The sequence below is a fragment of the Streptomyces sp. DvalAA-43 genome (assembly GCF_900091725.1).
Taxonomy (GTDB): domain Bacteria; phylum Actinomycetota; class Actinomycetes; order Streptomycetales; family Streptomycetaceae; genus Streptomyces; species Streptomyces pulveraceus.
Genome location: NZ_FMBW01000071.1, coordinates 576,451 through 590,231 on the forward strand (window position 1 = coordinate 576,451; position 13,781 = coordinate 590,231).

The following is a 13,781-nucleotide window of genomic DNA, read 5'->3' on the forward strand; positions in this document are numbered from 1 at the left end:
AGCGGTTCCCCCGGGTGACCGCGCTTGACCGGCTCTCCTTGGACATCGGCCCCGGTGTGACCGGCCTGGTGGGTTCCAACGGAGCCGGCAAGTCCACATTGATCAAGATCCTGCTGGGTCTGTCCCCCGCCACCGAAGGCCGGGCCGCCGTGCTCGGGCTCGACGTCGCCACCAGTGGTGCCGCCATCCGGGAACGGGTCGGCTACATGCCCGAGCACGACTGCCTGCCACCGGACGTCTCGGCCACCGAGTTCGTCGTCCACATGGCCCGGATGTCCGGACTGCCACCGACGGCGGCGCGCGAGCGCACCGCCGACACGCTCCGGCACGTGGGCCTCTACGAGGAGCGCTACCGCCCCATCGGCGGCTACTCGACCGGCATGAAGCAGCGCGTGAAACTGGCGCAGGCGCTGGTCCACGACCCGCAGCTGGTCCTGCTCGACGAGCCGACCAACGGCCTCGACCCCGTCGGCCGTGACGAGATGCTCGGACTGATCCGCCGCGTCCACACCGACTTCGGCATCTCGGTCCTGGTCACCTCGCACCTCCTGGGTGAGCTGGAACGCACCTGCGACCACGTCGTCGTCATCGACGGCGGCACGCTCCTGCGCTCCAGCTCCACCAGCGACTTCACCCAGACCACCGCGACCCTCGCGGTCGAGGTCACCGACAGCGACACCCACCCGGACGGCACCGACGCGCTGCGCCAGGTCCTCACCCGGGCCGGCGTGACGCTCATCGGCCACGACGGTCTCGACGCCCAGGGGCTGCCCGGTGCGGGCCGCATCCTGCTGGTCGAGGCGGCCGGGGACGAGACGTACGACATCGTGCGCGACAGCGTCGCCGGGCTGGGGCTCGGCCTCGTACGGATGGAGCAGCGGCGCCACCACATCGCCGAGGTCTTCCGCGCCGAAGGGGCACCCGCGTCCGCCGTCGCGGCGCAGAGCGCGCCCGTGACCGCAGGACTCCGTACAGAAGAAGGGGAGCGGTCGTGATGAGCACTGAGACCGGGACCGTGGCCGGGAGCGAGAGCTCCCGCATCCACAACATCGGGTACCGCTCCTACGACGGCCGGCGGCTGGGCCGCGGCTACGCACGGCGCTCGCTCTACTCGCAGTCCCTGCGGGGCGCCTTCGGACTCGGCCGTTCCGCCAAGTCCAAGGTGCTGCCGATGCTGCTCTTCGGCGTGATGTGCGTGATCGCGGCGATCATCGTCGCCGTCTCCATCAACGTCCCGTCGGCGACGAAACTGCTGATGGACTACACGTCCTTCGCGATCTACCTCCAGGCCGTCATCGGCCTCTTCCTGGCCGCGCAGGCACCGCAGTCGGTCTCCCGTGACCTGCGGTTCAAGAGCGTGCCGCTGTACTTCTCGCGGCCGATCGAGCGGGTCGACTACGTCGTGGCCAAACTGGCGGCCATGGCATCCGCGCTCTTCGTGCTCACCGGGACGCCGCTCGTCATCCTCTACGCGGGTGCGCTGCTCGGGAAGTTCGACTTCGCAGACCAGACCGAGGGGTTCGTACAGGGAATGATTTCGGTGGCGCTGCTCTCCGTGCTCTTCTCCGCGCTGGGCCTGGTGATGGCCGCGCTGACACCCCGCCGCGGCTTCGGTGTCGCCGCGGTGATCGCCGTCCTGACCATCACCTACGGTGCGGTCTCCACGGTCCAGGCCATCGCCTGGCAGACGGGTTCGGGCGGGGCCATCGAGTGGCTGGGGCTCTTCTCCCCCATCACGCTGATCGACGGCGTGCAGACCGCGTTCCTCGGGGCCGACTCCGCCTTCCCCGGAGGGGAAGGCCCGGGGGCCGGGGCCGGGGTGGTCTATCTGATCGTTGTTCTCGCGCTCGTCGCCGGCTCGTACGCCGTACTGATGCGCCGCTACCGGAGGGTCGGGCTGTGACCACCATCGAGATCGACCACACCTCGCGCTGGTTCGGCAATGTGGTCGCCGTCAACGACGTGAGCATGACGGTGGGCCCGGGTGTCACCGGGCTGCTCGGCCCCAACGGCGCGGGAAAGTCCACGCTGATCAACATGATGGCCGGCTTCCTCGCCCCGTCGACGGGTGCGGTGTCGCTCGACGGCAGGGCGATCTGGCGCAACGAGGCCGCGTACAAGGAGATCGGGATCGTGCCGGAGCGGGAAGGCATGTACGACTTCCTGACCGGCCGCGAGTTCGTCGTCGCCAACGCGGAACTCCAGGGGCTCGGCGACGCGGAGGCGCAGAAGGCGCTGGCCACGGTCGAGATGGAGTACGCGCAGGACCGCAAGATCTCGACGTACAGCAAGGGCATGCGCCAGCGCGTGAAGATGGCGTCCGCCCTGGTCCATGAGCCTTCGGTCCTGCTGCTGGACGAGCCGTTCAACGGCATGGACCCGCGCCAGCGGATGCAGCTGATGGAACTGCTGCGGCAGATGGGGGCACAGGGCCGTACGGTGCTCTTCTCCTCGCACATCCTCGAAGAGGTCGAGCAGCTCGCCTCCCACATCGAGGTGATCGTGGCGGGACGGCACGCGGCATCCGGCGACTTCCGCAGGATCCGCCGGCTGATGACGGACCGCCCGCACCGCTATCTCGTACGTTCCAGTGACGACCGCGCCCTCGCCGCCGCACTGATCGCCGACCCGTCGACGGCCGGTATCGAGGTGGATCTGGGCGAACGGGCCCTGCGCATCCAGGCGGTCGACTTCGGGCGCTTCACCGAACTGCTGCCGAAGGTCGCATGCGAGCACGGAATTCGCCTTCTGACCGTTTCGCCGTCCGACGAGTCCCTCGAATCGGTCTTTTCCTATCTCGTAGCGGCCTGAGTAGTGGCCTGAAAGGAGCTGTGAAGCGTCATGTACGACCCCACAGTCGCCCGGCTCACCTACCGGGCCCTGCTCGGCCGGCGCCGGGCCGCCATCCTGTTCGTCCTGCCTGCACTGCTGGTGATCATCGCCGTCGCGGTCCGGGCGTTCGCCGGGTCCGACGACCAGGTGGCCTCGGACGTGCTGGGCGGCTTCGCCATCGCCACGATGGTGCCGCTGATCGGTGTGATCGCCGGAACCGGGGCCATCGGTCCCGAGATCGATGACGGTTCCATCGTCTATCTGCTGGCCAAGCCGGTGAAGCGGCCGACGATCATCTTCACCAAGCTGATCGTGGCCATCGCCGTGACCATGGTCTTCTCCGCGCTGCCCACGCTGATCGCGGGCCTGATCCTCAACGGCAACGGCCAGCAGATCGCGGTGGCCTACACCATCGCGGCCCTGGTCGCCTCGATCGCGTACAGCGCGCTGTTCCTGCTGCTGGGCACCGTCAGTCGGCACGCGGTCGTCTTCGGCCTGGTCTACGCGCTGGTGTGGGAGGCCCTGTTCGGCACCCTGGTGCCCGGGGCGCGCACGCTCAGCGTCCAGCAGTGGTCCCTCGCGGTCGCCGAGAAGGTCGGCGGGGCGGGCGCGATCACCTCCGATGTCGGACTGCCGACCGCGACGGTCCTGCTCGCGGCGGTCACGGTGGTGGCGACCTGGTACGCGGGCCAGAAGCTGCGCACGCTGAAGCTGGCAGGCGAGGAGTGACCGGGGGCCCGCCTCCCGACGCGGCCCCCCTGGCGCTCCGCTCCTGACTGGTCCTGACCGCTTCCGACCGGTCCCGATTGCCCCGTCCCCTCGTCAACCCTCGCCCCCCGGGCGGGGGTTGACGCATTTCGGACAGTCGTACGCGTAACTGTACGGTTATCGGTTCGTTGGGCAGGTCGCGTGGAGGCAACTGGGATCTGTGGCGTCGTAGCTTTCGTGAAATCAGGGATTGCCGATGCCGGTGAGGGAGTACCCGCCGGGTCGGTCATTGAGTGAGTGGCAACCGTGAGCGTCCTCCGCCCTTGAGCCCAGGACAGGGCTGCCCGTCATCGGTTTCACGATCGGAAGGCATGTCCATGCCCACAGAAGTCGCCCTGCTCGAATCGCGCGCGCTGCGCGTGGAGCAGATGGAGCGCGTCGATGTCCTGGACAAGGTCAAGAGCCTTGTCATGCTCCCGGACGGAATTCACCTTCGCACAGAGGATGTGGCTCGTTACTTCGAAGTATCCACAGAGGTAGTCAGGAAGGTCACCCAGCGGCACCGGGCTGAGGTCGCAGAGAATGGGTCAGGCTCATGCGTGGCGCTGAGCTGCGGGAATTCCATAGGGACATGTTGTCCCTATGGGGTGCCGAAGGGGGTGAAAGTTATCCACAGGCTGCCACGCAGCTCACCCTCTACACCCGCAGGACCGTCCTCGACGTCGCGATGCTTCTTCGCGACAGCGACATTGCACGATGCGTCCGTACGTATCTGCTCGACGCCGAAGAGGACCTGCGCGCGGGCTACGCCTCCCTGGAGCACCGCGTCACCCGGGTCGAGAGCTGCCTGGCCGGAGTCGGCACCGCGCTCCAGGAGCTCGGGCCCGTCCTCAACCGGATGTCGCACCGGCTCGACAGCCTCGACCGGCGGCTGGACGTCACCCATCAGGTGGTCGGCGCGATGAGCGTGCGGCTGGGGCACATGTCCGAGGACATCGTCCGCATCGACGGCAGGATGGATGAACTCGCCCGCAACCTGAAGGATCTGAACCGCCGCGGCAGCAAGCAGCGCTGATTCGGCAGGAGTTCGTGTGCCTTCGGCGCCGCCCGGAAAACGGGTGGCGCCGAACGGCCGCCCCCGGCACAGTGGTTGGTCCCGGAGGATTGGCCGAGTGGAAGGCAGCGGCTTGCTAAGCCGTCGTCGGGGCCGCAAACCCCGCGCGCGTTCGATCCGCGCATTCTCCGCCTCCGCCACAACAGGGCGGCGTACCGGCACACGTGCCGGTACGCCGCCCTGTATCGGCACTCTTACGAGAGATCCGTACGGCTCGGCGCCCGCTCCTACGACTGAAGCAGCTGCTCCAGTACCACGGCGATGCCGTCGTCCTCGTTGGACGCGGTGATCTCCTGGGCCACGGCCTTCAGGTCCGCATGCGCGTTGGCCATCGCCACCCCCCGCTGTGCCCAGGCGAACATCGGGATGTCGTTCGGCATGTCGCCGAAGGCCAGGGTGTCCGCCGCCTTCACGCCCAGCCGGCGCGCGGCCAGCGAGAGCCCGGTCGCCTTGCTCAGCCCCAGCGGCAGGATCTCCACCACCCCGGGACCGGCCATGACCACGTCCACGAGGTTGCCGACGGCGGCGCGTGCGGCCGTCGCCAGTGCGTCGTCGTCCAGATCGGGATGCTGGATGTAGACCTTGTTCAGGGGCGCGGACCACAGCTCGGCCGGGTCCTCCACGAAGGTGGCCGGGAGCGGGCCTTCCTGCACCCGGTAGCCGGGGCCGACCATCACTTCGCCGTCGAGCCCGTCACGGCTGGCCGCCAGGGCCAGCGGACCGACCTCGGCCTCGACCTTGGACAGCGCGAGACCGGCGAGCTGCCGGTCCAGCGTCAGCGAGGTCAGGAGCCTGCGCTCGCCCGCGTGGTAGACCTGCGCGCCCTGGCCGCAGACGGCGAGCCCCTCGTAGCCCAGGTCGTCCAGGATGTGCCGGGTCCAGGGAACCGCGCGGCCGGTGACGATGATGTGCGCGGCACCGGCCGCGGCGGTCGCGGCCAGTGCCTCACGGGTGCGCTCGGAGACCGTGTCGTCGTTGCGCAGCAACGTGCCGTCGAGGTCGGTCGCGACGAGCTTGTACGGGAAGGTCACTTGGCGACCGGCTCCAGGACCTCGCGCCCGCCCAGATACGGCCGGAGCACCTCGGGCACCCGTACCGAACCGTCGGGCAGCTGGTGGTTCTCCAGGATCGCCACGATCGTGCGCGGTACGGCGCAGAGCGTGCCGTTCAGCGTGGAGAGCGGCTGGAGGACCTTCTTGCCGTCGCGGTTGTCCCGCATCCGGACGGACAGGCGGCGGGCCTGGAAGCCGTTGCAGTTCGACGCGGAGGTCAGCTCGCGGTACTTGCCCTGCGCCGGGATCCACGCCTCGCAGTCGAACTTCCGGGAGGCCGAGGCGCCGAGGTCGCCGGTGGCGACATCGATCACCTGGAAGGGCAGCTCAAGAGCGGTGAGCCACTGCTTCTCCCAGTCCAGCAGCCTGCGGTGCTCCGCCTCGGCGTCCGCCGGGTCGACGTACGAGAACATCTCGACCTTGTCGAACTGGTGGACCCGGAAGATGCCCCGGGTGTCCTTGCCGTACGTACCGGCCTCGCGGCGGTAGCAGGGGGAGAAGCCCGCGTAGCGCAGCGGCAGCTTCTCGGCGTCGATGATCTCGTCCATGTGGTACGCGGCGAGCGGGACCTCGGAGGTGCCGACCAGGTAGTAGTCGTCCTTCTCCAGGTGGTACACGTTCTCCGCGGCCTGGCCGAGGAATCCGGTGCCCTCCATGGCGCGCGGGCGGACCAGCGCCGGGGTCAGCATCGGGATGAAGCCGGCCTCGGTGGCCTGCGCGATCGCCGCGTTGACCAGGGCCAGCTCCAGCAGCGCGCCGACACCCGTCAGGTAGTAGAAGCGCGAACCGGAGACCTTGGCGCCGCGCTCCATGTCGATGGCGCCGAGCATCTCGCCGAGCTCCAGGTGGTCCCTGGGCTCGAAGCCCTCGGCCCCGAAGTCACGGATCGTGCCGTGCGTCTCCAGGACGACGAAGTCCTCCTCGCCGCCGACCGGCACGTCCTCGTGGACGATGTTGCCGATCTGGAGCATCAGGCGCTTGGCCTCGGCGTCGGCCTCGTCCTGGGCCGCGTCGGCGGCCTTGACGTCGGTCTTCAGCTGCTCGGCCTTCTTGAGCAGCTCGGCGCGCTCGTCGGGCGAGGCCTTGGGGATGAGTTTGCCGAGCGCTTTCTGTTCGGAGCGCAGTTCGTCGAAGCGGACACCGGACGACCTGCGCCGCTCGTCGGCGGAGAGAAGGGCGTCAACGAGTTCGACGTCCTCTCCACGGGCGCGCTGGGAGGCGCGAACACGGTCGGGGTCCTCACGGAGCAGGCGAAGGTCAATCACCCCTCCAGGCTACCGGTGTGCACTTCCCCAGCTCGAACCGATATTGGCAAGCGCGTCGCTTTGCCCTAATTGCCTGAATTGGCAATGCTGGGGGAGATTATGCGACCGGCGTGGACCTGGATCCGTCAATAAAAAGAGCCTAATCCCCTAAATGGGGCAGAAGGCTTCACTCATCTTGACGTATACCCCTTGCCTGGAGGGGTAGTTGATCGTTGCTTGTCCACAGGCTCCCGGACTTCCGAAAGTTATCCACAGGCTGTGTGGAAGATCTGTGGATGCCGGAGGAGTTCATTCCGGAAGCTGTGTGATGGCTCGCGGATTTTCCGTTCAAACCCACCTCAGACGCTCGTTCGGGTGGTATTTTCCCGCTCTGGAGAGTTGATCAATGGAATAGGGGCGGCTCGGGGCGACCTGAGCGCCCTGCCGACCTGTGGATGCATCTGGGCCGACTGGAGCAATATGTCGACCATGTCGCCTGGGAGTGTCGACTTGTCCCCAGGTCGAGAGCCGCGCCTGTGGATAACTCTGTGGATACCGAAGATCGGTAGATAGCACCGGTCCGCCGAGAGTGACATGCCGGGCCCCGGGAGCCGACTCGCTCCCGTTCCCGCGGGCCCGAGCCCCTGTCGGCACCGGGCCCCGGAACCCTGTCGGCCCCGGAGCCTCGGGTCCGGGCTCCGTCAGCCCCGGCCGTCCAGGTTCCTGGTCAGCCAGTCGGCGGCGTCCGTGAACTCCGCGTCCGACGTCCCCGCCCGCAGCGGAGGTACGTCCTCCGGGGCCACCCCCGCCCGCGGGTACGAGCCCAGGAACCGCACCTTCGGGCAGATCCGCTTCAGCCCCATCAGCGCCTCGCCGACCCGGCGGTCCGCGATGTGCCCCTCGGCGTCCACCGCGAAGCAGTAGTTCCCGATGCCGGCCCCCGTAGGCCGCGACTGGATCAGCATCAGGTTGACCCCGCGCACCGTGAACTCCTGGAGCAGTTCGAGCAGGGCGCCGGGGTGGTCCTCGCCCAGCCAGATGACCACCGATGTCTTGTCCGCGCCCGTCGGTGCCGCCGGACGGGCCGGCCGGCCCACCAGGACGAAGCGGGTCTGCGCGTTCGCCGCGTCATGGATCTCGGTCACCAGCGGTTCGAGACCGTAGGTAGCCGCCGCGAACTCACCCGCGAAGGCGGCGTCGTACCGGCCCTCCTGCACCAGCCGGGCACCGTCCGCGTTGGAGGCCGCCGACTCCCACACGGCGTCCGGGAGGTGGGCCGCCATCCACTTGCGCACCTGCGGCTGTGCGGCCGGGTGCGCGGTGACCGACTTGATGTCGGACAGCTTGGTGCCGGGCCGCACCAGGAGCGCGAAGGTGATGGAGAGCAGCACCTCGCGGTAGATCATCAGCGGTTCGCCGGTGGTCAGCTCGTCGAGCGTCGCGGTGATGCCGCCCTCGACGGAGTTCTCGATCGGCACCAGCGCCGCCGCGGCGGCCCCGCTGCGCACCGCGTCCAGAGCGGCCGGTACGGAGACCACCGGGACGAGTTCGCGGGTGGCGGCTTCCGGGAGCGTACGGAGGGCGACCTCGGTGAAGGTGCCTTCGGGGCCGAGATAGGCGTAGCGCGTGGCGGACATACCGTCACCCTAATGGGCGGGCCCCGGTGGCTCAGGACTCCAGTAGCCGCTGCCCCACGTACTCGCCGTCCGCCGCACCGCCCGGCACCGCGAACAGGCCGCTCGCCTCGTGCCGGATGAACGGCGACAGGGCGTCGCCCCGGTCCAGCTTCCGCTGCACCGGAACGAACCCGCGCAGCGGATCCGCCTGCCAGCAGATGAACAGCAGACCGGCGTCCGGAGCGCCGTCCGCCGAGATGCCGTCGTGGTACGAGAAGGGCCGCCGCAGCATGGCCGCGCCGCTGTTCCTCTCCGGTGAGGAGATCCGGGCGTGGGCGTTGTCCGGGATCAGCAGCTTGCCGTCGGGGCCCGCCCTGTCGAGGTCCAGCGCGGTGGTCTCGGTGCCGCCGCTCAGCGGAGCGCCGTCCTGCTTCCGGCGCCCTATGACCTGCTCCTGCCGTTCCACCGGGAGCTTCTCCCAGTCGTCGAGCAGCATTCTGATCCGGCGCACGACGGCGTACGAGCCGCCCGCGAGCCAGTCGTACGGTGCGTCGGTCGTGTCCGGGACGAAGACGCGGCGGTCGAAGTCGCTCTCGGACGGCTTCGGATTGTTGGTGCCGTCGATCTGGCCCATCAGATTGCGGGCGGTCATCGGCCGGGCCGTGGCGCCGGGAGCGCGGTTGAAGCCGTTCATCTGCCAGCGGACCCTGGCGGCCGGGGCCGCCTCCTTCTGCACGGCACGCAGCGCGTGGAAGGCGACGAGCGCGTCGTCCGCGCCGATCTGGACCCAGAGATCACCGTTGGAGCGCGCGGCGTCGATGTGGTCCGAGGAGAAGGGCGGCAGCGGGTCGAGCCCCGGGGGGCGGTGGTCGGTCAGGCCCGTGCGTTCGAAGAAGGTCCGGCCGAAGCCGAAGGTGACGGTCAGCGAGGACGGTCCGGCGTCCAGCGCGATCCCGGTGTCATGGTCCGGGCCGTCCGCCGTCCCGTTCCCGGCGGGCTCGCCGGTCATCAGGCGTCCGGCCGTGGCCGACCACCGGCGCATCAGGGCGATGGCCTCCTTCCGGCCGGCGCCGGGCGCCAGGTCGAAGGCGACGAGATGGCCGCGCGCCTGAAGCGGAGTGGTGATCCCCGGTTGATGTTTCCCGTGAAACATCACTTCGGTGGAGCCGACCGTGGTCAGCGCGGCGGGCTCGTCGGGCCGGGTCGCGGCATAGCCGGCGGCACCGCCCGCCCCGCCCAGCACCAGCCCGGCCGCACCGGCCGCGCCCGCGCCGCCGATCAGCCGGCGCCGGGAGATGCCCTCGCCGGTACGGGCGCCGCCGTCCGCAGGGCCCGTACCGTTCCGGGTTTCCCCGCTGTCCCGGGTCGCCTCGTCCCGGGCCTTCCTGCTGTCTGTGCTCACGATCCTGCTCAGCCGATCTTCATGTTCTTGTCGATGGTCGTCTGATCGATGTCCGACGTACGGACGGTCACGGCTACCTTCCAGTCGCCCGCCATCGGGATCTGGACGCCATCGGCGGTCCAGTGGCCCTCGGTCAGCCGGGTGGGAACGACGGGGAGCGGGCCGATGTCCTTGGACTCCAGCGTGAAGGCGACCTTCACCTCGGGGACGTCCATGGCCTCTCCGCCGGCGCCGTCGACCCAGAGGTGGAGCTCATTGGCGCCGGTACGGGCGGGAGTGATCTCCATCCGCACCGTTCCCTTGCCGTTGGCGCCGCCGGTGTCGAAGGGCAGCTTCAGGGAGACCGGACCCTGCGCCGCCGGGGCGGTCACCGCCGTCGCCGCGCGGGCCTCTTCCTCGGTACGCGCCGGTTCGGTCGAGGTCAGTGCGGTCGTCACCGCCAGCAGCACGACGGCGACCCCCACTTCCGCCAGTACCGACCGGCGGAGCCCGGACCGGTCGGGGTCGGCGTCGCGGATCCGCTTCTTCTCGGCGGTGGCCACGGCGGCCTGCTGCCGGGCGAGTTGGGCGGCCCGCGCGGGGTCCTCGGCCGTGGCGCCCGATGTGTCCGGGTCCTCGGTCTCCTCGGCGGCCTCCGCCCGGGGCTTCTCACCATCCCCGGTCCCGGACTCCGTCTCCGACTCCGCGCCGCCCCCGCCCGCGATCAGCCGGGCCGTCCAGCGTCGCGACAGCCAGGCGATCCCGATCAGGACGGCGACGAGCCCCACCTTCACGAGCAGCAGCTGTCCGTATCCGGTGCCGGTGAGCGCGGACCAGGTGCCGACCTGGCGCCAGGACTGGTAGATCCCGGTCGCGGCGAGCACGACCACGCTGCCGAGCGCGATGCCGGAGAAGCGCCGTACGGACGCGGCGTCCAGGTCGGGGGTCCGGTAGAGCGCGACCAGCAGGGCCGTGAGACCGCCGAGCCACGCGGCGACGGCCAGCAGGTGGAGCACGTCGACCGGCATGGCGATGCCGGGCTGGATCCCGGTCGAGGCGTGCTCGGCGAGCGCCCACGTACCGGCGATCCCGGCGGCGATCACCGTGCCGCCGATGGCCAGGCCGAAGGTGAGGTCCCGCTTCTCGCGCTCGTCCTCGCGCCTGGGGTAGGTCCCGAAGAGCACGGCGATGAAGAGCGCGGAGGCCCCGAGCAGCAGCAGCCGGGAGACGAGCGCGGCGCCGGGCTTGGTGTCGAGCACGGCCTTCAGCCCGTCGAGGTCGAAGACGTCCGCGAGCTTCCCGGATCCGGTGTACGGACTGCGCAGGAGCAGCATGGCCAGGGTGGCGACGGTGAGGGTCATCCACCCGCGTACCACCAGGCGCTGAAGGGGGCGGGCCCCCGCCCCGCGCTGCCAGCAGGCCAGGACGAAGGCGGAGCCGCCGGCCAGCAGGACGAAACCGGCGTACGCGGCGTAGCGCGCGATGCCGTAGAGGGTGCCGACGAGGCCGCCGCCGGCCTCCTCGGTCGGGAGCACCACGGCGGTCTTGGAGGGCGCTCCGACGGAGAAGGTGAAGGCTCCGGAGACGGGGTGGCTGTCCGCGGACACGGCCTGCCAGGCGACGGTGTACGTCCCGTCGGGCAGCCCGGTGTGCAGCGAGACGCCGTACTTCACGGTGGAGCCGCTCTGCAGATCACGTGGTGCGGCGGCGGTGTCGGCGCGTTTGCCGTTCGGATCGAGGATCCGGATGGAGTCGTCGCCGAGGGCGACCTGCTCGGAGAAGGTGAGCGTGACCTCCTTGGGGGCGGTGGCGACCACCGCCCCGTCCTGCGGATCGCTCCCGGTCAGCGCGGCATGCGCGGACGCCGGGCCCGCGCCTCCCAGCAGCAGGCCGAACACCATGCCGACGAGAGCGGCGAGGAGCGCGGCCGCGGCGAGGGGACGGCGTGCCGCGGGAGTGGACGGGGCCGGTCCGAAGTGCGGGGCGGTGGCTGTCATGACGAGTCAGTCCCTCACTGCTTCTTCGGGTTGTGGGTGGTCTCCTTCACGGGAAGGTCGACCTTGATCGGGTCGGCCTTCTCGAAGTGCAGCTCCACGGACACCTTCTCGCCCTGCTTGGGCCGCTGCTTGAGTTTCATGAACATGATGTGGTTCCCGCCGCGCTCCAGATCCAGCTCGCCGCCCGCGGGTACGTCGAAGGACGTCACCATGCGCATCGTCTGGTTCTTCGTCTCGTGGATCGTGACGTCGTCGGAGAGCGGGCTGGTGACGGAGGTGAGCCGGTCGGAAGCGCCGCCGCTGTTCTTCACGACGAGGAATCCGGCCGCCATGTCGCTGACGGGCTGCGGCATGAACGCGCCGGTCACCGTCAGTTCGGGCTTGTCGTCCGAGGACGAGCAACCCGCCAGCGTCAGCCCCGTGGTGAGGGCTATGACGCCGGCGAGGGCGGTGCGGCGGTTCACGGGGTCTCCCCCTTGATGATCTTGGGGAGGTCCTTGGTGTAGTCGTCGGGCGAGGTGTCCTCGCTGTAGACGAGGTAGCCCTGGTCGGTCTTCGGGGAGAACGCGATGACCTGGGACCCGTGCATCGAGACGACCGTGCCGTCCTTCTCCTTCTTCGGCGCGTCGATGCCGATGCCGATCTGGCGTGCGCCCGCCTGGATGGTCGGGAAGTCGCCGGTGAGGCCGGTGAAGGCGGGGTCCTGCTGCTTGAGCCAGCTGCCCAGCGAGGACGGGGTGTCCCGCTCGGGGTCGGTGGTCACGAAGATGACCTGGAGCTTCTCCTGGTCGGCCTTGGGCAGCGACTTCTTGGCGATGGCGATGTTGCTCATGATGAGCGGGCAGACGTCGGGGCAGTTGGTGTAGCCGAAGTAGATCAGCGTCGGCTTGCCCTTGGTCCGCTCGCGCAGGTCGTACTTCTTGCCGTGGGTGTCGGTGAGCACCAGATTCGGCTTGGTGAACGGCTGGTCCAGGGCGGTCGCGGCCTTGGTCTTCGGCTGGACCGACACATCGGCGATGGGCTTCTTGGCGCTGTCCTCGCTGCTGCCGCAGGCGGACAGGGTGAGCGCGGCCGCGGCGACGAACGCCGCGGCCAGCACCGTTTTCTTGGACATGGAGCTCTGATTCCTGGTGGTCGGTGGGACGGGTGGAGCTGTGGATCAGGCGGCGCGGCGGCGGCCGGCGAGGACACCGAAGGCGACCCCGGCCACGCCGATGACGATGCCGACGATGCCGAGGACCCGGGCCGTGGTGTCACTGGAGGACGCGGCCGAGCCGTGCTCGCCGGTGGCCGGCGCGGTCAGCGCGAGGACGGGCGCCGGGCTCTCGGGCTCGGCGGCACCTTCCTTCGGCTCCTCGATCCAGCGGACGACTTCCTTGTTGTCGTACGTCTGGATGGCCTTGAACACCAGCTGGTCGGCGTCCTCGGGGAGCTGGCCGATGGAGAGCGGGAACTGCTGGAAGCCACCGGGGCGGATGCCACGCTCGTCCTTGTCGCCCGTGGCGGTCCAGGTGACCTTGGAGACGGCCTCGTTGATCTTCTGGCCGTGCATCTCCAGCGGCTTGGCCAGCTTGCTCTTGGTGACCGCGATGTCCCAGCCGGGGACGGCCTGCGGCATGACGGAGGCCAGCGGGTGGTCGGTCGGGAAGTTGACCTCGACCTTGGTCGTCGCTGCGTCGTCGCGCTCGTTGGGGACCTTGAAGTTGACGGTGGCGTAACCGCCCTTGGCGGCCTCGCCCTGCGGCTGCACGCTGACGTGCGCGGAGGCCGTACCGGCGAGGATCAGGACGGTGGACGCGGCGACGCCGCCGGCGAGGGCGATGCGGGAAACGTTCAT

11 protein-coding genes, 1 tRNA gene and 2 pseudogenes are annotated in these 13,781 nt (G+C 69.6%); 6 read left to right on the forward strand and 8 right to left on the reverse strand.

Annotated elements, in window-relative coordinates:
* The first annotated feature begins 14 nt into the window (after positions 1-14).
* The 6 genes and pseudogenes from GA0115234_RS30880 to GA0115234_RS30905 all read left to right on the forward strand — a co-directional run bounded on the left by GA0115234_RS30880 (position 15) and on the right by GA0115234_RS30905 (position 4,785).
* Positions 15-1,005 (forward strand): annotated as a pseudogene (locus GA0115234_RS30880) (ABC transporter ATP-binding protein).
* On the forward strand, positions 995-1,903 hold the full coding sequence (locus GA0115234_RS30885) for an ABC transporter permease (protein WP_093548216.1): 909 nt from the start codon (positions 995-997) through the stop codon (positions 1,901-1,903). The pseudogene GA0115234_RS30880 and the gene GA0115234_RS30885 overlap by 11 nt, the downstream one beginning before the upstream one ends.
* Positions 1,900-2,811 carry an ABC transporter ATP-binding protein gene (locus GA0115234_RS30890; RefSeq protein ID WP_093548217.1) on the forward strand — a complete coding sequence of 304 codons (912 nt, stop codon included), beginning with the start codon at positions 1,900-1,902 and terminating at the stop codon, positions 2,809-2,811. Before GA0115234_RS30885 ends, GA0115234_RS30890 begins: the two co-directional genes overlap by 4 nt.
* A gap of 30 nt (positions 2,812-2,841) precedes the next feature.
* A complete protein-coding gene (locus GA0115234_RS30895; RefSeq protein ID WP_093548219.1) occupies positions 2,842-3,561 on the forward strand; it encodes an ABC transporter permease in 720 nt (239 codons plus the stop codon).
* Positions 3,562-3,917: 356 nt separating this feature from the next.
* Positions 3,918-4,615 (forward strand): annotated as a pseudogene (locus tag GA0115234_RS30900) (hypothetical protein).
* Positions 4,616-4,698: 83 nt separating this feature from the next.
* A tRNA-Ser gene (locus GA0115234_RS30905) sits at positions 4,699-4,785 on the forward strand.
* Positions 4,786-4,881: 96 nt separating this feature from the next.
* Here the strand turns inward: GA0115234_RS30905 and GA0115234_RS30910 are convergent.
* From GA0115234_RS30910 to GA0115234_RS30945, 8 genes are all read right to left on the reverse strand, one after another.
* Positions 4,882-5,685: an HAD family hydrolase gene (locus GA0115234_RS30910; RefSeq protein ID WP_093548221.1), complete on the reverse strand. Its 804-nt coding sequence runs from the start codon at positions 5,683-5,685 to the stop codon at positions 4,882-4,884.
* The gene (gene serS / locus GA0115234_RS30915) at positions 5,682-6,971 is read right to left on the reverse strand and encodes a serine--tRNA ligase (protein ID WP_093548223.1); all 1,290 of its coding nucleotides are present in this window, start codon (positions 6,969-6,971) and stop codon (positions 5,682-5,684) included. Before serS ends, GA0115234_RS30910 begins: the two co-directional genes overlap by 4 nt.
* 680 nt (positions 6,972-7,651) lie before the next feature.
* Complete coding sequence (gene pheA, locus GA0115234_RS30920) at positions 7,652-8,587, reverse strand: prephenate dehydratase (RefSeq protein WP_093548225.1); 936 nt, start codon at positions 8,585-8,587, stop codon at positions 7,652-7,654.
* Between the two features lie 31 nt (positions 8,588-8,618).
* Positions 8,619-9,863 (reverse strand): iron uptake transporter deferrochelatase/peroxidase subunit, encoded by a 1,245-nt coding sequence (gene efeB, locus GA0115234_RS30925; RefSeq protein ID WP_256088870.1) that lies wholly within the window; start codon positions 9,861-9,863, stop codon positions 8,619-8,621.
* A 113-nt stretch (positions 9,864-9,976) separates the two neighbouring features.
* Positions 9,977-11,944: a copper resistance CopC/CopD family protein gene (locus GA0115234_RS30930; RefSeq protein ID WP_093548229.1), complete on the reverse strand. Its 1,968-nt coding sequence runs from the start codon at positions 11,942-11,944 to the stop codon at positions 9,977-9,979.
* 14 nt (positions 11,945-11,958) lie between these two features.
* Positions 11,959-12,408, reverse strand: coding sequence for a copper chaperone PCu(A)C (locus GA0115234_RS30935; protein WP_093548231.1), 450 nt, complete (start codon positions 12,406-12,408; stop codon positions 11,959-11,961).
* A complete protein-coding gene (locus GA0115234_RS30940) occupies positions 12,405-13,058 on the reverse strand; it encodes an SCO family protein (RefSeq protein ID WP_093548233.1) in 654 nt (217 codons plus the stop codon). The genes GA0115234_RS30935 and GA0115234_RS30940 overlap by 4 nt, the downstream gene beginning before the upstream one ends.
* Positions 13,059-13,103: 45 nt before the next feature.
* Positions 13,104-13,781 carry a YcnI family copper-binding membrane protein gene (locus GA0115234_RS30945; RefSeq protein WP_093548235.1) on the reverse strand — a complete coding sequence of 226 codons (678 nt, stop codon included), beginning with the start codon at positions 13,779-13,781 and terminating at the stop codon, positions 13,104-13,106.

Coding starts and splice junctions, on each gene's coding strand:
- GA0115234_RS30945 (WP_093548235.1), bottom strand. CDS start 13,781: ATGAACGTTTCCCGCATCGCCCTCGCCGGCGGCGTCGCCGCGTCCACC.
- pheA (WP_093548225.1), bottom strand. CDS start 8,587: ATGTCCGCCACGCGCTACGCCTATCTCGGCCCCGAAGGCACCTTCACC.
- GA0115234_RS30895 (WP_093548219.1), top strand. CDS start 2,842: ATGTACGACCCCACAGTCGCCCGGCTCACCTACCGGGCCCTGCTCGGC.
- GA0115234_RS30930 (WP_093548229.1), bottom strand. CDS start 11,944: ATGACAGCCACCGCCCCGCACTTCGGACCGGCCCCGTCCACTCCCGCG.
- GA0115234_RS30940 (WP_093548233.1), bottom strand. CDS start 13,058: ATGTCCAAGAAAACGGTGCTGGCCGCGGCGTTCGTCGCCGCGGCCGCG.
- GA0115234_RS30885 (WP_093548216.1), top strand. CDS start 995: ATGAGCACTGAGACCGGGACCGTGGCCGGGAGCGAGAGCTCCCGCATC.